The sequence below is a fragment of the Bacillus sp. ISL-47 genome, assembly GCF_018613175.1.
In the GTDB taxonomy this organism is placed as follows: domain Bacteria; phylum Bacillota; class Bacilli; order Bacillales; family Cytobacillaceae; genus Cytobacillus.
Window position 1 is genome coordinate 46,624 of sequence record NZ_JAGGQS010000067.1, and the last position, 18,438, is coordinate 65,061.

An 18,438-nucleotide genomic window follows, 5' to 3' on the forward strand; every position below is an offset into this window, starting at 1 on the left:
GTTTATATAGATAGGCGATTGCTTCCCTCAGGCAATCGCTTTATAATTTGTCAGAAATCTTAATATTAGGTCTCTAGTTAAAGCAAATGCTACAATGAAGAAATAAAGCATTGAAGGAGTTGACCTCGATATGAAGGATATCTACAGTACTTTAACTTTGCATAATGGGGTGGAGATGCCCCAATTTGGCCTGGGTGTGTATAAAGTGGAGGAAGGTCAGCAGGTTGAAGAGACCGTAAAAAATGCCATTCATTTAGGCTACAGACTGATTGATACTGCCGCTTTTTATGAAAATGAAGAAGGGGTAGGAAGAGCAATCAAGGAAAGCGGTGTGCCGAGGGAAGAGCTTTTTATTACGACAAAGGTGTGGAATACGGATCAGGGTTATGAACAGACTCTAGCTGCGTTTGAACAAAGCTTAAAGAAGCTGGATATGGAATACATAGATTTATACTTGATCCATTGGCCGGTTAAAGGAAAATACCTTGATACATGGAAAGCTCTTGAAAAGATATACCAGAACGGAAAAGTAAAAGCCATTGGTGTAAGCAATTTTCAAATTCATCATCTAAAATATCTTATGGAAAACTCAGCTGAAAAGCCTGTAGTTAATCAAGTAGAACTTCATCCGCGGTTATCACAGGAGGAACTGAGGGCTTTTTGTGATGAACACGATATTAAAGTAGAGGCATGGTCTCCGATTGCCAGAGGAAGGGTATTGGATGATCCAGTGATTAAGGAAATTGCGGTCAAACACGGTAAGTCAACGGCCCAAGTCATCCTAAGATGGCATCTTCAAAACGGCATTATCATTATTCCAAAATCAGTCCATGAGGAGAGGCTTAAGGAAAACACTGATCTTTTTGATTTTGAATTAAGTTTGGATGAGATGAATCGAATGAATCAATTAAATATAAACGAACGATACGGTCCAGATCCGGATACATTTTAACAATAAGCAAACACAGTCAGCAAAGCATCCTTAGGGGTGCTTTTTTTATTTATCTTTTGATACAAAAGAATAGATTTTAAAAAAATGGTTTTAGAAATGGAATGATGGGTAATTTAATTATACAAGCAGATAAGATCACCAAAAGCTGCGCAGCTACTGAATGAAAGTCTTAATCTGAACAAAAACTAATTTTAAAAACTAACAAGGAGTGATTTTTAATGATGAGCTTTTTATGGGCATTAATTATAGGTGGTATCATTGGTTGGTTAGCAGGTATGATCGTAGGAAGAGATATTCCAGGCGGAATTATCGGTAACATTATTGCAGGTTTCATTGGTGCTTGGTTAGGTTCATTAATTCTTGGTGATTGGGGTCCAGTTGTAGCGGACTTTGCTATTATTCCTGCTTTAATTGGTGCTATCTTGCTTGTATTCATCGTAAGCTTTGTTATGAAAGCTATGCGTAAATCTCATGACTAATAGGAAATTAAATGAAAGAAGTCCCCGAGTGGGACTTCTTTTTTTGATATTCTTTTGAGAGATTTCTCATCCAATTTCTGTTAAAATTGTTCATCAAAATGCATAAGGATCAATCCCTTTGAAAATCTCGGGGTGATCTAGGAAAGGCGCATGGCAGACAATCGTTTCCCTGGAAAAAGGATGGGGGATTTCGAGCTTGACCGCATGCAGCGCTTGACGGGGGAAAACGGGTTTCCCTCCATATAATAAATCTCCTGCGAGCGGATAGCCAAGGTGGCTTAAATGGACACGGATTTGATGTGTTCTTCCGGTATCAAGCCGGCACTTAATAAGGGAAAGATCTTGTCGGGAATACGTTTCTATTAATTCAAAATGTGTCACGGCCGGCTGCCCTTTTGGAGAAATTCTTCTTCTGGTAGCATGGTGCCTGTCACGGCCAATCGGTTCACGGATCGTCCCTTTTTTTTGTTGAAGCTTTCCTTGTACCATTGCCAAGTATGTACGCTTGATTTCTCTTTCCTCAAGCTTTTTATCTAAGATTGCGCCAGCCAAGGAATGCTTTGCAAAGAGAACAGCTCCAGTTGTATCCCGATCTAAACGGTGGACATGTTTAATAATTCTGCTTTCACCCTGGATCTGCAGATGAAAGGCTGCCGCATTGGCAAGTGTATTACTTTGCCCAGGGGAATTAGGATGTGTATCCATTCCAGCTGGTTTATTTAGTACGAGCAAATGATCATCCTCATATAAAATATCAACATCAAAGTAAGAAGGAACAACTCCAAAATCTTCTTCCTGAAATAAATGCAATCTTAGCTTATCTCCCGAAAGCAAAGGCTTTGTCCAGTTTGCCGGCTCTTCATTGATTAAAACCTGCTTTTCCATTCTCATGTTATGTGTTTGCTTCTTAGGCGCGGACCAAACGGTGCGGAAAATAGATTCCACTGTGTAACCTTCCCAGTCAGGGGGAACCAAAATTTCACACCATTCTCCAAACCTTTGTATATTTACCATAAATTACTCCTTACACTACTTGAATAATCCAGCTTTTCGCACATATAAATTAATTACAATAATATTTTAGCCCTTTAAACTTGCTGATAAAAGGGTAATGGTCAGAAAAATATTATTGTAATAATCAAAAGCCTACTTCCGTTTTGCTGAGAATGGGGGTAATATAGAACTTTAGTACCATTTTGACATAAACAAAAGAATGCCAACTATTTCCGCAGGAGGAAAAATTGTCAACAAATACCTTCTGCATGGGTATAATTACCACCCTAAAGGGCTTTCAGAATATGATATTCTTAAGTATATATTACGAACTGATTACAAGGATTACAAAGGTGGGTTATCAGTGAAGGTTGTATTTGCATCAACTCCTGATCAGGAACAAAAAATAATGGAGCTAATTGAAAAATTCTATTCAAATGTGTTTCCTCTTTATTTCACAGATGATGACATAAGAGAATTTGAGCAGCAGAAGATTTTACATACTTCTACAAGACACTTTGAGTATTTTGGGACATTAAAGGAGGCTTATCAGGTTATTTCAGGACTGCAAACGCTAATGGCTATTTTGGAATCCCCCCGGCAGGAGGATAAATATGAAGCCATTTTCGTAAAGAATGTGCAGATTCTTAAAGAATTTGGCCTGTCTTTTCCATTTGACTACAGTCATTTTTGCAGTGAAAGAATGCCAAGAAATGGTTTATTCAGTGTGTACGCCAAAGCCGCAAATGAAATATTGGTATAAGAAAAACGCCTGCATCTCAGGCGTTTTTTCCTTGTCTTATTTTGTATTTTCATTAAACCACTGTTCAAATACGGCTTTTTCCTGATAGCCCGTAATCCTGTTTACTTCATTGCCATCCTTATATTGTACGATTGTTGGAGTTTCGGTAATTCTATAACGATCCCAGCCGTCTTCGAATTCAAGCAAATTGAATTGAACAAGATCGATATCCATATCTTCTGCAAGTGGAGCCACTACAGGAGTAGTTCTCTGGCAGTGCGGGCATGTGGGGCTATGGAAATAGACTGTTACATCTTCCTTATTATTTAATTTTTCTTCAAGTTCCCCCGGCAGGATGATATTTTGGTAGTTCGGATCATCAAGCTGAGCTACCGTTTCAGGATGAAGGGTATCCTTGCCATATGGATTATCCTCCGAAACCTTTTCTTCATTTTGCATTTTGGTTAGAATTCCTACAGCTGCGAATAATACAATGATCACAGCGAGAAAGATAATGACTTTTTTCATTTTATGCCTCCTTTGAGTTCTTCCAGACAAGATAACTGCAAATAAAAATTATAATGAAAGCTGTTAAAGCCAAAAAGGGAATTGTAATAAATCCAAACCAGTTTATGTATTGGCCAGTACATGGTAATCTTCCGCATGTTGCGGCATGATCTGCCATAAAGGATATTTTTTGAATGGAATAATGGTAGATTGAAGTGCCTGCTCCCACTGCCGATAAAACCATCGTATACAGGCAGATACGATAATCCCTCTTTATGACAGCCATTCCAAGTATAACAGCAAAAGGATACATTATAATTCTTTGATACCAGCAAAGCTCACAGGGCTCATACTGCCTAATTTCCGAGAAGTATAGGCTGCCGAACATTGCCAGTATGGATACTGCCCAAGCAGTAAACAGCAAGTTCTCCCGCCGGTCTTTTTGTTTTTTCTCCATAGTGATCTCCTTAAGGTATATGTACTCTAAAAATTATAAAGCTAATGGCCATGCATGTAAATCAACTTGTGCAGGCCTTTTTTGGATATGGCTAATTTAATCAGCAAAGACTAATTCAATGCATTTTACCGAAAAAAGAAGATATCAATCGTCTCTATAGAAATATATATGAAGGAAAATACGTAAGATAAGAGGTGAGCAAGCACCTGAAATGGAATCTGTCATCCTCGGCTTTAGGGAGGAAACTGGACGATCCAGATGGCTTACGAACAATGAAATTTCAGATGGCGTTATGAATGCCGTAAAAAAGGGAAAGGAACTGTATATCACTGGAGAGGTTGAAACTTGGGATCAGCGTCCAGGATGAAATATTTATTACTTACCAAAAGGAGTGCACCACCATTGACAAAGCTGGACTTGACGAAGTTTGAGAAAAAAATGATTATCCGGAATACCCGGCATACAGATATTGATCATATCATTGCCCTTCAGGAGGTTTGTTTTCCTGGAATGGATCCATGGAAACACGAGCATTTAGAAAGCCATCTTGAAATTTTTCCGGAGGGCCAGTTTGTAGCAGAATATGACGGAGAAATCATTGGCTCCTGCTCGAGCCTGATTATTAACTTTGATGAATATGATGACCGCCATTCCTGGGATGATGTGACTGATAAAGGGTACATAACAAACCACAATCCGGAAGGCTATAACCTATATGGAATTGAGGTAATGGTCCATCCGGATTACAGAAGGATGAAAATCGGCCATCGCCTTTATGAGGAAAGGAAGGAGCTAGTAAGAGCCTTAAATTTAAAAAGCATCATAATCGGCGGGCGTATTCCTAATTTTCACAAATTTGCCAATGAGATGAGTCCAAGGGAATATGTAAATGAAGTTTCCCTCCATAAAATTTATGACCCTGTTTTATCCTTTCAGCTGCTGAATGGATTCACCTTGATGAGGATTAATCCAAATTATTTGCCTGATGATGTGCAGTCAAATAAGTATGCCACTTTGATGGAATGGAATAATGTCGACTACCGGCCAATGACAAAACGGTTTTACAAAACGAGCTACCCTGTACGAATTTGTGTGGTGCAGTATTTGATGAGGCAAATTAATTCCTTTGATGAATTTGCACACCAGGTAGAATATTTTACGGATGTTGCTTCGGATGCCGGATCGGATTTTGCGGTATTTCCGGAGATTTTCACTACCCAGCTCATGTCCTTTTTGGATGAGCGTTCGCCGAGCCTGGCAGTCCGTAAGCTGACTGAGTATACAGAGCAGTATATCGAGTTATTTACGGATTTGGCTGTCAGGTATAATATTAATATAATCGGGGGCTCGCATTTCGTAAAAGAGGACGATGATGAGATTTATAACATTGCTTATCTGTTCCGCCGCGATGGAACGATCGAAAAGCAATACAAGCTCCATATCACCCCAAACGAGCGGAAATGGTGGGGGATAAGCCGAGGTGACGAAGTGAAGGTATTCGACACCGATTGCGGAAAAATAGCCATTCAAATTTGCTATGATATTGAATTTCCAGAGCTTGCAAGAATTGCGACAGATAAAGGAGCAAAAATCATTTTTACGCCTTTCTGTACAGAAGACCGCCAAGGCTACTTACGGGTCCGATACTGTGCACAGGCGCGCGCGGTAGAAAATCAAATTTACACCGTTATATCCGGAACTGTCGGCAATTTGCCGCAAACGGAGAACATGGATATACAGTATGCTCAGTCAGCGATTTTTGCTCCATCCGATTTCGAATTCGCAAGAGATGGTGTAGTAGGTGAAACCAATCCTAATATTGAAATGGTGCTGATTGGGGATGTAGATCTTGAAATTTTAAGGCGCCAAAGGCAAGATGGCACGGTCCGCCAATTAAAGGACCGCCGCCATGATATTTACAGCATTAAATATAAGAAGTAACATAGAAGAGAAGCGGCAAAAGCAAGGGACTTTAGCTGCTTTTCTTATCTTTTAGAGAACTTTCCTAAAATCAATACATACATACTGTAAAGCGTGAAATTTGTCAAAATATCACGGATGTTTTTGAAAGGAAAATCAATTTTTAAATCGAAAAGGTAGTAGAAGGCAGATCTGGGAGGTCAAACAATGGAATGGAAAACAGCTGCAGAACGATGGATTAAACATGAGAATTTGGACAGCGCATTAATGAAACAGCTGCGAAGCCTGCAGGGGGATGAAAAACTCCTTGAAGAGGCATTTTATAAAGGGCTGGAATTTGGTACTGGCGGTATGCGCGGCGAAATTGGGCCGGGAACCAACCGAATGAATTTATATACGGTCCGAAAAGCATCTGCGGGGCTGGCCGCTTACATAGAAGAAAAAGGCTTGGAAGCAAAGAACAGGGGGGTAGCGATCGCATATGATTCCCGCCATATGTCTCCAGAATTCGCCATGGAGGCAGCCAAAACCCTTGCTTCAAGGGGAATTCAGACATATGTGTTTGAGGAATTGCGCCCTACTCCAGAATTATCCTTTGCAGTTCGCTATTTGCATGCCTACGCGGGCATTGTCATTACAGCAAGCCATAATCCTCCTGAATATAATGGATATAAGGTTTATGGTTCTGACGGTGCACAGCTTCCGCCTGCGGAAGCGGATGTGGTCATCAGTAAAGTAAATGAAATAGAAAATGAATTGATGATCGAAGTAATGGATGAGGGAGCGCTGAAGGAAAAAGGGCTGATCACTATGATTGGCATTGCGGTAGATCGAGCTTATCAAAAGCAGCTCCTCACAATATCCGAGAACCCTTCCATTGGTGAAGAAACGGATTTGAACATCGTTTTCACTCCGCTTCATGGAACAGCCAATAAGCCTGTAAGAGAGGCTTTATCAGCATTAAATTATAAAAATGTACAAGTCGTTAAAGAACAGGAGCTTCCGGATCCGGAATTTTCAACGGTAAAAAGCCCCAACCCAGAGGAGAAATCAGCATTTGAGCTGGCTATGAGGGATGGAAAAAAAACAGATGCTGATATTTTAATTGCAACAGATCCTGATGCAGACCGACTTGGCATTGCTGCGAAGAATAAAGATGGAGATTATGTACTTTTGACAGGAAATCAGACAGGCGCCCTGCTGCTGCACTATATTTTGTTGCAGAAAAAGGAAAAGAACAGCCTCCCTGCCAATGGAATCATGCTTAAAACCATTGTTACCTCAGAATTTGGACGCAAGGTTGCCTCGTCCTTTGGGGTTGAAACCATTGATGTTCTGACTGGGTTTAAATTTATTGCGGAGAAAATCAAGGAATATGAAGAGTCAGGTGAATATACATTCCTGTTTGGATATGAAGAAAGCTATGGCTATCTAATCGGTGACTTTGCCAGAGATAAGGATGCGGTTCAGGCAGCACTGCTTGCAGCCGAGATGGCGGCTTTTTATAAAAAGAAAGGCATGTCGCTTTATGATGCACTTCTCAATCTTTTTGAAGAGTATGGATACTTCCTTGAAGGGCTGCGCTCACTCACCTTAAAAGGGATTGAAGGAGCAGAACAGATTCAGCAGACTCTTGCTTCCTTCCGTGCAAATCCTCTGAAAGAGCTTGAAGGGATTAAGGTTCAGGCTGTTGAAGATTATTTAACCGGAATAAGGACGGAAGTAGATGAGGCTGAAAAAAATATCGATCTTCCAAAATCAAATGTCATTAAATATTTCTTTGAAGATGGTACATGGATCTGCCTAAGACCATCAGGAACTGAGCCTAAGATTAAGTTTTATTTTGGCATTAACGCTGCTTCCCTGGAAGAAAGCACGCAAAAACTGCAATCGGTTGAAAAAGCTTTTATGGAAATTGTAGAAGAAAGAATGGGCAATTCATCACTTGCTAAATAATTAGTTAACATAACAAACATCCAGAAACGCATAATGCTGAAAGGAAGATATGATGTTAAAAGGACAAGTAGCAATCGTAACAGGTGCATCAAGAGGAATCGGAAAAGAGATTGCCATCAAGCTTGCCGAGCAGGGAATGAAGCTCGCTGTAATCGGAAGCTCAGAGGATATCCATAAATCTGCTGTTGAAATAAAAGGAAAAGGGTTTACCGATGTGCTGCCGATACAGGCGGACATTTCAAATGAAGCCGAAGTAAAGGAAGCTGTCGAAAGAACACTTCAGGAATACAAACAAATTGATCTGCTTGTAAATAATGCAGGTGTAGGCTTCTTTAAACAGGTTGATGAAACCACTATTGAAGAATGGAAAAAAGTCTTCGAAGTCAATGTCCAGGGAGTATTCCTTGGCAGTAAATCGGTACTGCCTCATATGAAAGAACGGAAATCCGGTACGATTATTACCATTTCTTCAGATGTGGCCCGATATACGATCCCAAATGGATCAGCCTATACTGCAACAAAATATGCTGTTCAAGGCTTTTCGGGTTCTTTGGCTCAGGAGGTAAGGGAATACGGTATCCGTGTCGGGACCATAAACCCTGGCATGGTAGATACGTATTTTGCGGAATCCGAGCAGGGGCTTGAAGAGAAAAAGGATTGGCTGAAGGTTGAGGATATTGCAAATGCCGTTGTTTATATGGCTTCTGCGCCTCAGCATATGATGATTGATGAAATCGTTCTTCATCCATTTGTCCAGGACTATCCAATCGCATAACATACTGCACCGTAGAGGCTTCCTCTTCGGTGTTTTATTTTACTCTGTTAAACTTGCCTGTTGATTTCCCCTCCAATCAACAGGGTGGTAAAATCAACGATCTGTTTTAACATTTATGGGTGAAGCTACAACTTTAGTCGTAGAATACTTCCTTCCAATTGCCAAGGAAGGGGAGGGAAAAAAGTTATATAATATAAGAACATATTCAATCAGTCAAAAGGGGGATAAGGGTGGTAGGGGAAAAGAGACAATCTGAAATCAGAATCTTAAAAGAAATTGCAGAACTTTTAAATGAAGGAACCGAAATTGATGCCCTGCTAAAAGAGGTACTTCAAAAATTGCTTCATATTACCGGCCTTGAAACCGGCTGGGTGTTTCTTATTGATGAACAAGGTGAATTCCGTCTTGCTGCAGAGGAAAAATTGCCCCAGGCTCTTTCGAGGGATAGCTTCAAACCAATGTGCAAAGGAGACTGCTGGTGTATCGACCGGTATAATGACGGCAGATTAAATAAGGCTTCCAACATTATTGAATGCAAAAGGATAGAAGATGCAATTGCCGAGCAAAGAAATGATACAAACGGGCTTACCCATCATGCTTCTGTTCCGCTTAGAGCGGGTGATGAAAAGTTTGGAATCCTTAATATTGGCTCACCCGATAAAACACATTTTGAGCCCGAGGAGCTAGCTTTGTTGGAATCTATTGCTTTTCAAATAGGAACTGCTCTTAAAAGAATTAAACTCACACAGCTTGAGCAGGAAACAGCCCTTGCGGGAGAAAGGAACAGGCTGGCTCGAGACCTCCATGATTCAGTCAATCAGCTTCTGTTTTCCCTTAGCTTAACAGCAAGGGGAGGAGCCGAGATGGCTAGGGATCCCGAAGTAAAGGAGACCTTCTCCTATATGCAGGACCTTGCCCAGGAAGCTTTGAGCGAGATGAGAGCGCTAATATGGCAGCTGAAACCGCGTGGACTTGAAAATGGCATTATCTGTGCCATGCAGGGTTACAGCCAAATGCTGGGCCTTGAGCTTACATCAAAAGTTAACGGTGTCATTTCCCTGCCTGGAAAAGTTGAAGAAACACTTTGGCGAATTGGACAGGAAGCATTGGCTAATTGCAAAAAACACTCAGGCCAGTCAATAGCAGAGGTAACGCTGACAGTGGAAGACGAAAAAGTAATGATGGTAATTTCCGATTGTGGCAGGGGGTTTCATTACAGCTGGAACAACGAAATTCCCTCTCTTGGCCTAAAAAGCATGAAAAACCGAGCTGAAGCATTAAATGGGACTTTTATGTTAGACACAGGACATGATAAAGGAACGAAAATCGAAATTATGATTCCATTTAAAAAGGAGGGAAATAAATGGCCATTCGGGTCTTAATTGCGGACGATCATCATGTAGTAAGGAGAGGACTCGTTTTTTTCCTGAAAACACAGCCGGAAATAGAAATTGCCGGCGAGGCAAAAAACGGCCGTGAAGCAGTGGAATTGATTAAAACAAATAAGCCTGATGTCGTATTAATGGATTTGGATATGCCTGAGATGAATGGGATAGAAGCGACACGGGAGATTAAAAAGAATTATCCCGATGTAAAAATCCTGATCCTTACAAGCTTTTCAGACCAGGATCATGTCATCCCGGCTATTGAAGCAGGAGCTTCGGGATATCAGCTTAAGGACATTGAGCCAGATGGCCTTGTTGAGGCTATTATGCAGATTATGAAAGGGGAAAATCAGCTGCATCCGAAAGCAACGTCCCATTTGCTCACACATTTAACGAATAAAAACAGTATAGAAAGAAAACCGATTGATGAGCTGACCAAAAGGGAGCTGGAGGTTTTGGGGGAAATTGCTAAAGGAAAAAGCAATAAAGAAATTGCTGCATCTCTTTATATAACAGAAAAAACAGTGAAAACCCATGTCTCCAATCTTCTATCCAAACTGGAGCTGGCAGACAGAACGCAAGCAGCTCTGTACGCAGTACGAAACGGCCTCGCAGCTGGGAATAAATGACCGAGTCTCATCCTAAAGTCTTACAAAGCACTTACTGGATTAGTCCTAAAGTAAGCTTGAAAACTCATTCATACTGACGATGTTAAAAACGCCATGTCTCTATATACTAATAGCAGATAGTAAATTAAAGGAGAGTTTATGATGAAGCTTACAATTATTAACGGCAGTCCAAGACAAAAGGGCAGAACAGGAATTGCCTCACGTTATATAGCAAGAAAATATAATGCAGAGCTTATTGATTTAAGCCTGGGAGAAATTCCTTTATATAATGGAACCGAGGAACAATATCAGCTTCCTGCGGTAAAAAATCTGCGCCAGCAGATTGGAGACTCTGACGGAGTCATTTTAGCTTCCCCTGAATATCATAGCGCCATGAGCGGTGCGTTAAAAAATGCACTTGATTTTCTGGGAAGCGAGCAATTTGCCCATAAGCCAGTCGGTTTGCTCGTTGTAGCAGGCGGTGGAAAAGGCGGAATAAATGCACTTAACAATATGAGGATTGCCGGCAGGGGCGTATATGCCAATGTTATTCCTAAGCAGCTGGTACTTGATCCCCACTGTTTTGATTATGAAAATGACGGCCTGTATGAAGAGCCGGTTAAGCTGGTCGAAGGACTCATACAGGAGCTTCAGGTATATATGAAAGCCTATAAACAAATTAAGCAGGAAATAAACAACTAAACAACAAAAACGAAAACACGGATCATGACGATCCGTGTTTTTTATTGGTGGAATTCATTTGATTCAGGTTTTAAGTTATTTCATAAAAAGAAGAGGCTGGCAGCTGCTCTTCCGATAATTCGTTGGCATGGTCGATGTATCTTAACAAAGAATATAAATGTTTCTCAATAACGGAATAGTCTTTTTCAAAATTGTAGGCATGAAGAAAGTGTTCAATTTTCTTCGAAAGGAACTGATCTTCTGTTCTGACCATCAATATTAACAAGTTATCCCATTCCGATCGGTGCGTATAGTATAACGCACGATCATAATCCACTTTATTCATTTGTCCTTGCCTCCTCTTTCAGGAGATGATTTTAGTTTGCGATTAAGATGATATTTCTTTCGCAGTAAATCTTGGACTTGTTGATTTAAAAGGGTTTTCATCTTTTACCTGTATAAAGAATTTCGTTTTATCTCAATAAAAGCATACATAAAAATATGGACCAGGCGAAAAATAATCTTAATGGCAAAGGAATGGAGGCTAACATGAAAAAGTTCTTATCAATTCTTATGATGTTATGCATATTGACTGGAGGAAGCTCATTGGCAGAAGCTGTTCAAAAGCCTGATTATGAGAAATATGGACGAATCGCCATCACGGTAGTAAAGGAAGATTACCCAGGAGAAGAAGTGGTGGATTACCAATATGGCGGAAGGCAGAAAGTATCTGAAACAGATGTAACGGATACCTTTACTTTCACAGTAAAAGAAGATGGCAAGCCGGTAACCGTACTGGTAAAAGTAACCCATAGCCTGGAAAGTAATAAACTGGTCAGCTTAACAGCAGAGAGAAAATTACAGGAGTAAGCTCAACACCTTTAGGTATTGCCTTTCGAAAAAAAAATAGCATAGATTTTCGTCTAAGATTGTGAAAAATACTGTAAACCTGACCTTTACGTTTATTATCCGCTGCAGCTATTTGTAGCGGTTTTTACTTTTGATGGAAATAAGAAGCGGTTTTGCTTTATAAAAGGTTATCACAAAATCATTAATCCCCCATTTTGTTCATAGATTATGTTAAGGACTAAAAGGGGGAGTGGCAATGCGCGAAGACGATAATAAATCACTGGAATATGCCATTCAGGAAATTACTGAAATTGCTAATGGCTTTGGCTTGGATTATTACCCGATGCGATATGAGATATGTCCTGCGGAAATTATTTATACTTTTGGTGCTTATGGCATGCCGACAAGATTTTCACATTGGAGTTTTGGAAAACAGTTTCATAAAATGAAGCTCCATTATGATCTGGGATTATCAAAAATTTATGAGCTGGTAATCAATTCTAATCCTTGTTACGCCTTTTTGCTAGATTCCAACTCGCTCATTCAGAACAAATTAATTGTCGCTCACGTTTTAGCACATTGTGATTTCTTTAAAAATAATGTCCGCTTCCAAAACACAAAGCGTGACATGGTGGAAAGTATGGCAGCAACTGCTGAGAGAATCAGGCAATATGAAATTGAGTTTGGAAAGAAAGAAGTAGAAACCTTTCTGGATGCAGTGCTCGCTATTGAAGAGCATATCGACCCATCGCTAATGAGGCCAAAGCTGGCCTGGAATATGGAAGATGAAAATGAAAGCAGCGGCGATACTGCAGCACCTAGCCCTTATGATGATTTGTGGGGGCTCGATGAACGAAATAATAAACGTGAGCCTAAAAAGAAGAAAAAGAAGTTCCCTCCTAAACCTGAAAAGGATTTGCTTTTGTTCATAGAAAGCTACAGCAGGGAGCTTACCGATTGGCAGCGGGACATCCTAACCATGATGCGGGAGGAAATGCTCTATTTTTGGCCGCAGCTCGAAACAAAAATCATGAACGAAGGCTGGGCTTCTTATTGGCATCAGCGGATTTTGCGAGAAATGGATTTAACATCTGCAGAAGCGCTTGAATTTGCTAAACTGAACGCAGGGGTTGTACAGCCTTCAAGAACCGGAATTAATCCATATTATCTTGGCCTTAAAATTTTCGAGGATATTGAAGAAAGATACGACAACCCAACAGAAGAAATGAAAAGACGCGGTGTAGAGCCGGGATCGGGCCGAGAGAAGATGTTCGAGGTCCGTGAAATTGAGTCTGATATTTCCTTTTTACGGAATTACTTAACAAAGGACCTTGTAATGAGGGAGGATATGTATCTATTCCAAAAGCAGGGCAAGGATTATAAAGTTGTTGATAAGCAGTGGGAGCATGTCCGCGATCAGCTTGTCAGCATGCGCGTAAACGGGGGCTTCCCATATCTGACTGTCAATGACGGCGATTATATGAAAAATGGAGAACTCTACTTAAAGCATTGGTTTGAAGGAGTCGAGCTCGATCTGAAATATCTTGAAAAGGTTCTCCCTTACGTGCACCAGCTATGGGGCCGCAGTGTCCATATGGAAACAATCGTGGAAGGCAAAAACATGCTCTTCACATATGATGGGAAGAGTATTCACAGAAAGTATTTGTAAGAATCTATCTGAGGTAAAGCGAATCACACATGTTGTGATTCGTTTTTTCTATTGGCGATACCGGGAGCCTCCCTCGACGCTCCGCGCCTGCGGGGTCTCACTTGTTGCGCTACTCCCGCAGGACTTTGATAAGAATCTCTGCGTAAACTTCGGTATAATATTATTTTCATTCTGGCCAAGTTGGGGTAAATTATTATCAGGTACAATGTTATAGAGATACCTCACTCAGGACGGAGATGAAAACATGGAGCAGGGAAAAGTACAAGAGTTATTAAGCAGCTCAATTTTGGAAAAAACAGAAGAGCTGGCACAGGAGATGCTGGATTCCTTAATGGTCCATTTTGAAAATGAGCTTTCTAAAGAGGAAGCCAGAGATAATGCGTTAAAGACATTCTCTCATTTAGTGTCGATTGTCGGCAAAGGATTGATTGATGATAAAGTATGGGATAAAGCTGAAACCTGGGGGGAAGAAGTAGGGTATATTTCTGTTCAAACAGGCGGAGATCTCGGTGGTACGATTAAAAGTACTACACTCTATAAAGATGTGATAACAACCTTTATCTTAACGAAGGCAGAAGAAATGAAATTGCCAGCCACTTCGTTGATTGAGGTAATATCCAGAGTGGACAGAATTATCACCATCACTACATACGGTTTTACAAACGCATTTATAAAACATGCGGAAGAGCTAATAAAAGAATCACAAAGCCAGTACCTGAAAATATCTGTACCAATTGTACCGATATCTAATAATATAGCGATTTTGCCGCTAATTGGCGAAATTGATGAAGTTCGGTCAGGAGTTTTAATTGAAGAGGCCTTGTCTGTCAGTGTTAAGCAGAGATATGCACACCTCATTTTAGATGTATCGGGTGTGTACATGGCAACACCATTGGTGATCGAAACCCTTCAAAAGCTTGTTAAGAGCCTAAAATTGCTCGGTGTTTCTCCTCTTGTAACCGGAATCAGGACAGAGCTGAGCAAATCATTTGTTGAAAGTGGAGTAAGACTTGATGAAATACCAATATACACGAACTTAAAACAGGCTATTGACCATTTAACGCATTAATATAGCAAGAAAAAAACTGTTCAGGCGGAATGAACAGTTTTTTGTTTTCTTTATATTAAATAAAAAATAAATCCTGATATTGTCGACATTGTGATGACTGAAGCAATAAAGGCGATCACAAGCTGTTTGCGGAAAATGGATTTTAAAAGAATGACCTCCGGAAGACTTGCACCGGCAGAGCTGATCATCATGGCCATGACAGGGCCAAGAGCCATTCCTTTTAAGATAAGAATTTGGGAAATCGGAATCATACTTGATAAACGGATATAAAGTGGAATTCCGGCAATCGCTGCAACAGGTATTAGCCACCAAGCATCATGTCCAAACCATTTTGCTATAAAATCATCCGGTACAAGCCCGTGTATACCTGCTCCTATAGCGGCACCAATGAGGAGGTATGGATACACACTTTTCATAAGGCTTAAAGTTTCCTGCCATGCCAAGGACCAGTTGAATTTGTGCTGTTTTTCCTGATATCCTGTCATGATTACATTTTTTACATACTTCTGATAGCCTAGCTTCTCCAAAGAGAATCCAATCATAAAAGAGAAAACGCTAGTAATCACAGTGTATATAATTGCAACCTTCCAGCCCATGACAACACCCATTATCGTTAATATTGTCGGGTCTAATACAGGGGAAGCAAAAAGAAAGATCATGACAATTGAAAAGGGAATCTTGTTTTTTAGCATATTGACCACAACAGGAATAGTGGAGCAGGAGCAGAATGGTGTAATAAATGCAAAAGCAATTGCTGCTGCACTGGCCAGAAACTTGTTCCTGCCTGTTAACTTCTTCTCAATTTTTTCATAAGGAATATATCCTTGCAGCAGGCTAATGACAAATGAAATACCGACAAATAATATAGTAAGCTCCAATGCAATCCATAAAAAGCTTTTTAGAAACTCCATCATATTTATCCTCCTTATTATGCTTCACGTATAACGGTGCAGCATTTTCTTTCTTTTAATAGATTAGAATGTGAGTCTTCTACCGGCTTTTTGAAAAATTTCCATAAGTGATGCGATTTTTTCTCCAGTTCATTCTGTTTCATTTGGGCATTTAGTAAGTTTTCTTGAAAAAACATGAAATCTTCTCCTTTTTTATCAAAAAAAAATTTATTTATATATCAAAAAAAATTGATATAAAGTCTAAATTTAAGACCTAACAGCAGCTAGGTCTAAATAAGCAGCATAACTCCGGAGATAGCAAGTGATTAATTTCCACTTGATTAATTCGATAATAGCTCCATGTTCCTTTTGTCTCTTTTAGAATTAATCCTGCATCAAGAAGAATCTTTAGGTGATAGCTCAGTTTGGACTGCGGCATTTCAATAAGTTCGCTTAAATCGCAAACGCAGCTGGATTCCTGTTTGCACAGCAGATTCAAAATGTGGAGGCGTTTTTGATCGGCAAGTGCTTTAAATTTCGCTTCGTATTTAGAAAAAGTTTCATCCAGTGAAGTATCCTTTAAAGGAATGATATTGTCCATGGTGTATCCTCCTTAAATCAAATTCCTTTGATACATTGTATTATACTTCCAATAGTGGCAATGTGCAACTGAATATATCAAAAAAAATTGATTTATTTTTATGAAAGAAGGAATTGAATGATAACATTTACTAATTTTTAATTGCGTATATAAGAATATACTTATATAATGATGAGAGCTTAATATTTTTGATACTTATGATTATATTGAAGAAAATAAGAAAGAGGTGATTTTGTTTTGATTGCTGATCAAACTTTGGACATAGAACGTGCTGCAGGCATTTTAAAGCTGCTTGGGGATAAGACACGTTTGTCGATGCTGAGAATTCTTTCAGAGCATGATTGCTGTGTATGCGAGTTCACTGAAATTTTCCAGATGAGCCAGCCTGCTATTAGCCAGCATTTAAGAAAGCTCAGGGATGTCGGCCTGGTAAAAGAGAGCAGAAGAGGGCAGTGGATCATTTATGCGCTGAACGAGAGTCATGAGTATTATTCATTTGTAAAAATGCTGCTTGATGCTTTACCAAGCCAGGAAGAGAAGCTTAAAGAGCTAGAAAGACAGGGAAAAAGAATTTCTTGTGAATAGAGGAGGATAAGGTTTGACATCAGTCATATTGGCATCCGTTATATTCCTTGCTACTTTGACATTAGTCATATGGCAGCCAAAAGGACTTGGAATTGGCTGGTCGGCTGTCGGGGGAGCGATTGTAGCCCTGATAGCCGGGGTCGTGTCCTTTCAGGATGTAATCGATGTAACAGGAATTGTATGGAACGCCACATTAACATTTGTAGCATTAATAATTATTTCACTTATTTTAGACGAAATCGGATTTTTCGAGTGGTCGGCTTTACATATGGCCCGATATGCAGGGGGCAATGGACTTCGCATGTTCCTGCTTGTTACCCTCCTGGGTGCAATAGTGGCCGCATTCTTTGCGAATGATGGAGCTGCTCTTATTTTAACGCCAATTGTCCTGGCAATGGTCAGAGCTTTGAAGTTTAAAGATACAATGATTCTTCCATTTATTATGGCAAGTGGATTTATTGCAGATACGACTTCCCTGCCGCTGGTAGTCAGCAACCTTGTGAATATTGTTTCCGCTGACTATTTTAATATCGGCTTTGCCGAGTATGCATCAAGAATGATTGTGCCGAATTTCTTCAGTTTAGGTGCCAGTATTCTTGTCCTGTATTTATTTTTCAGAAAAAGCATACCCAAAAAGTATGATATGGCCCAATTGAAACGTCCTGTTGAAGCTATTAAGGATGAAAGAATGTTCAAACTGTCATGGTTAGTGCTGGCAGTGCTTTTAATCGGCTACTTTGCGAGTGAGTTTTTGGGAATACCCGTTTCCTTTATTGCCGGTGCCATTGCGATCTTATTTTTGCTTATCGCAAGAAGAAGCCCTGCAGTTCATACCTCTGCCGTTATAAAGGGAGCACCATGGGCAATCGTATTTTTCTCAATCGGCATGTATGTTGTGGTATATGGCCTCCGCAATGTTGGATTAACATCCGTTCTTGCCGATGTCATCCAGGCTGTGGCCGACCAGGGCTTATTTGCAGCAACCATTGGCATGGGATTCATTGCAGCAATTTTATCATCCTTCATGAACAATATGCCCACTGTCATGATTGACGCTTTAGCGATAGCAGACACAAATACAAGCGGTCCTATACGGGAAGCGTTGATTTATGCAAATGTTATTGGGTCTGACCTGGGTCCTAAAATTACGCCAATTGGTTCACTTGCTACCCTTTTATGGCTGCATGTACTTAATACCAAGGGGGTTAAAATTACTTGGGGTTATTATTTTAAAGTGGGTATTATTTTAACAATCCCTACTTTATTCATTACTTTAACAGGCTTGTATATCTGGCTGTTGATTATATCTTGATAAATGAT

General features: G+C 40.1%; 22 protein-coding genes. 15 read left to right on the forward strand and 7 right to left on the reverse strand.

Annotated features, from left to right (window positions below; genetic code table 11):
• Nucleotides 1-130 precede the first annotated feature (130 nt).
• Nucleotides 131-952, forward strand: coding sequence for an aldo/keto reductase (locus J7I93_RS21445; RefSeq protein WP_214728347.1), 822 nt, complete (start codon nt 131-133; stop codon nt 950-952).
• A 221-nt stretch (nt 953-1,173) separates the two neighbouring features.
• Nucleotides 1,174-1,431, forward strand: coding sequence for a GlsB/YeaQ/YmgE family stress response membrane protein (locus tag J7I93_RS21450; RefSeq protein ID WP_214728461.1), 258 nt, complete (start codon nt 1,174-1,176; stop codon nt 1,429-1,431).
• Nucleotides 1,432-1,524: 93 nt separating this feature from the next.
• Here J7I93_RS21450 and J7I93_RS21455 read toward each other — a convergent pair whose 3' ends face one another.
• Nucleotides 1,525-2,445, reverse strand: a complete 921-nt coding sequence (locus tag J7I93_RS21455) for an RluA family pseudouridine synthase (RefSeq protein ID WP_214728348.1) — start codon at nt 2,443-2,445, stop codon at nt 1,525-1,527.
• 343 nt (nt 2,446-2,788) lie between these two features.
• Between J7I93_RS21455 and J7I93_RS21460 the strand changes: the two genes are divergently transcribed.
• A complete protein-coding gene (locus J7I93_RS21460; RefSeq protein WP_214728350.1) occupies nt 2,789-3,187 on the forward strand; it encodes a YhcU family protein in 399 nt (132 codons plus the stop codon).
• Nucleotides 3,188-3,223: 36 nt separating this feature from the next.
• Here the strand turns inward: J7I93_RS21460 and J7I93_RS21465 are convergent, their stop codons facing one another.
• Both J7I93_RS21465 and J7I93_RS21470 read right to left on the reverse strand, forming a co-directional pair.
• Complete coding sequence (locus J7I93_RS21465) at nt 3,224-3,694, reverse strand: thioredoxin family protein (protein ID WP_214728352.1); 471 nt, start codon at nt 3,692-3,694, stop codon at nt 3,224-3,226.
• 1 nt (nt 3,695) lies between these two features.
• A complete protein-coding gene (locus tag J7I93_RS21470) occupies nt 3,696-4,130 on the reverse strand; it encodes a disulfide oxidoreductase (RefSeq protein WP_214728354.1) in 435 nt (144 codons plus the stop codon).
• Nucleotides 4,131-4,341: 211 nt separating this feature from the next.
• Here J7I93_RS21470 and J7I93_RS21475 point away from each other — a divergent pair, with 211 nt between their 5' ends.
• From J7I93_RS21475 to J7I93_RS21505, 7 genes are all read left to right on the forward strand, one after another.
• The gene (locus J7I93_RS21475) at nt 4,342-4,497 is read left to right on the forward strand and encodes a Rossmann-fold NAD(P)-binding domain-containing protein (RefSeq protein WP_214728356.1); all 156 of its coding nucleotides are present in this window, start codon (nt 4,342-4,344) and stop codon (nt 4,495-4,497) included.
• Entirely contained in the window at nt 4,494-6,071 is a 1,578-nt protein-coding gene (locus J7I93_RS21480; protein ID WP_214728358.1) for a carbon-nitrogen hydrolase family protein, read from the forward strand. The genes J7I93_RS21475 and J7I93_RS21480 overlap by 4 nt, the downstream gene beginning before the upstream one ends.
• A 186-nt stretch (nt 6,072-6,257) precedes the next feature.
• Nucleotides 6,258-8,006, forward strand: a complete 1,749-nt coding sequence (locus J7I93_RS21485; RefSeq protein WP_214728360.1) for a phospho-sugar mutase — start codon at nt 6,258-6,260, stop codon at nt 8,004-8,006.
• A gap of 52 nt (nt 8,007-8,058) precedes the next feature.
• On the forward strand, nt 8,059-8,781 hold the full coding sequence (locus J7I93_RS21490; RefSeq protein ID WP_214728462.1) for an SDR family oxidoreductase: 723 nt from the start codon (nt 8,059-8,061) through the stop codon (nt 8,779-8,781).
• 230 nt (nt 8,782-9,011) lie between these two features.
• Nucleotides 9,012-10,163: a GAF domain-containing sensor histidine kinase gene (locus J7I93_RS21495; protein WP_214728362.1), complete on the forward strand. Its 1,152-nt coding sequence runs from the start codon at nt 9,012-9,014 to the stop codon at nt 10,161-10,163.
• The gene (locus tag J7I93_RS21500; RefSeq protein WP_214728364.1) at nt 10,145-10,795 is read left to right on the forward strand and encodes a response regulator; all 651 of its coding nucleotides are present in this window, start codon (nt 10,145-10,147) and stop codon (nt 10,793-10,795) included. Before J7I93_RS21495 ends, J7I93_RS21500 begins: the two co-directional genes overlap by 19 nt.
• 141 nt (nt 10,796-10,936) lie before the next feature.
• The gene (locus J7I93_RS21505) at nt 10,937-11,476 is read left to right on the forward strand and encodes an NADPH-dependent FMN reductase (RefSeq protein ID WP_214728464.1); all 540 of its coding nucleotides are present in this window, start codon (nt 10,937-10,939) and stop codon (nt 11,474-11,476) included.
• A gap of 70 nt (nt 11,477-11,546) precedes the next feature.
• Here the strand turns inward: J7I93_RS21505 and J7I93_RS21510 are convergent, their stop codons facing one another.
• On the reverse strand, nt 11,547-11,801 hold the full coding sequence (locus J7I93_RS21510) for a YhdB family protein (protein WP_214728366.1): 255 nt from the start codon (nt 11,799-11,801) through the stop codon (nt 11,547-11,549).
• Between the two features lie 203 nt (nt 11,802-12,004).
• Between J7I93_RS21510 and J7I93_RS21515 the strand changes: the two genes are divergently transcribed.
• The 3 genes from J7I93_RS21515 (at nt 12,005) to J7I93_RS21525 (ending at nt 15,042) form a co-directional block, all read left to right on the forward strand.
• On the forward strand, nt 12,005-12,325 hold the full coding sequence (locus J7I93_RS21515; protein ID WP_214728368.1) for a DUF3889 domain-containing protein: 321 nt from the start codon (nt 12,005-12,007) through the stop codon (nt 12,323-12,325).
• A 235-nt stretch (nt 12,326-12,560) separates the two neighbouring features.
• Complete coding sequence (locus J7I93_RS21520; RefSeq protein ID WP_214728370.1) at nt 12,561-13,973, forward strand: SpoVR family protein; 1,413 nt, start codon at nt 12,561-12,563, stop codon at nt 13,971-13,973.
• Between the two features lie 244 nt (nt 13,974-14,217).
• Nucleotides 14,218-15,042: an STAS domain-containing protein gene (locus J7I93_RS21525; protein WP_214728372.1), complete on the forward strand. Its 825-nt coding sequence runs from the start codon at nt 14,218-14,220 to the stop codon at nt 15,040-15,042.
• 50 nt (nt 15,043-15,092) lie between these two features.
• On the opposite strand, the gene J7I93_RS21530 is transcribed toward J7I93_RS21525, so the two are convergent.
• The 3 genes from J7I93_RS21530 to J7I93_RS21540 form a co-directional block, all read right to left on the reverse strand.
• Nucleotides 15,093-15,953: a permease gene (locus tag J7I93_RS21530; RefSeq protein WP_214728466.1), complete on the reverse strand. Its 861-nt coding sequence runs from the start codon at nt 15,951-15,953 to the stop codon at nt 15,093-15,095.
• A gap of 17 nt (nt 15,954-15,970) precedes the next feature.
• On the reverse strand, nt 15,971-16,129 hold the full coding sequence (locus tag J7I93_RS21535) for a hypothetical protein (protein WP_214728374.1): 159 nt from the start codon (nt 16,127-16,129) through the stop codon (nt 15,971-15,973).
• 77 nt (nt 16,130-16,206) lie between these two features.
• Entirely contained in the window at nt 16,207-16,533 is a 327-nt protein-coding gene (locus tag J7I93_RS21540) for an ArsR/SmtB family transcription factor (protein WP_214728376.1), read from the reverse strand.
• 240 nt (nt 16,534-16,773) lie between these two features.
• On the opposite strand from J7I93_RS21540, the gene J7I93_RS21545 reads away from it, so the two are divergent.
• Together J7I93_RS21545 and J7I93_RS21550 are read left to right on the forward strand one after the other, a co-directional pair.
• Nucleotides 16,774-17,118: an ArsR/SmtB family transcription factor gene (locus J7I93_RS21545; protein WP_214728468.1), complete on the forward strand. Its 345-nt coding sequence runs from the start codon at nt 16,774-16,776 to the stop codon at nt 17,116-17,118.
• A 13-nt stretch (nt 17,119-17,131) separates the two neighbouring features.
• Nucleotides 17,132-18,430 carry an arsenic transporter gene (locus J7I93_RS21550; RefSeq protein WP_214728378.1) on the forward strand — a complete coding sequence of 433 codons (1,299 nt, stop codon included), beginning with the start codon at nt 17,132-17,134 and terminating at the stop codon, nt 18,428-18,430.
• Nucleotides 18,431-18,438 lie beyond the last annotated feature (8 nt).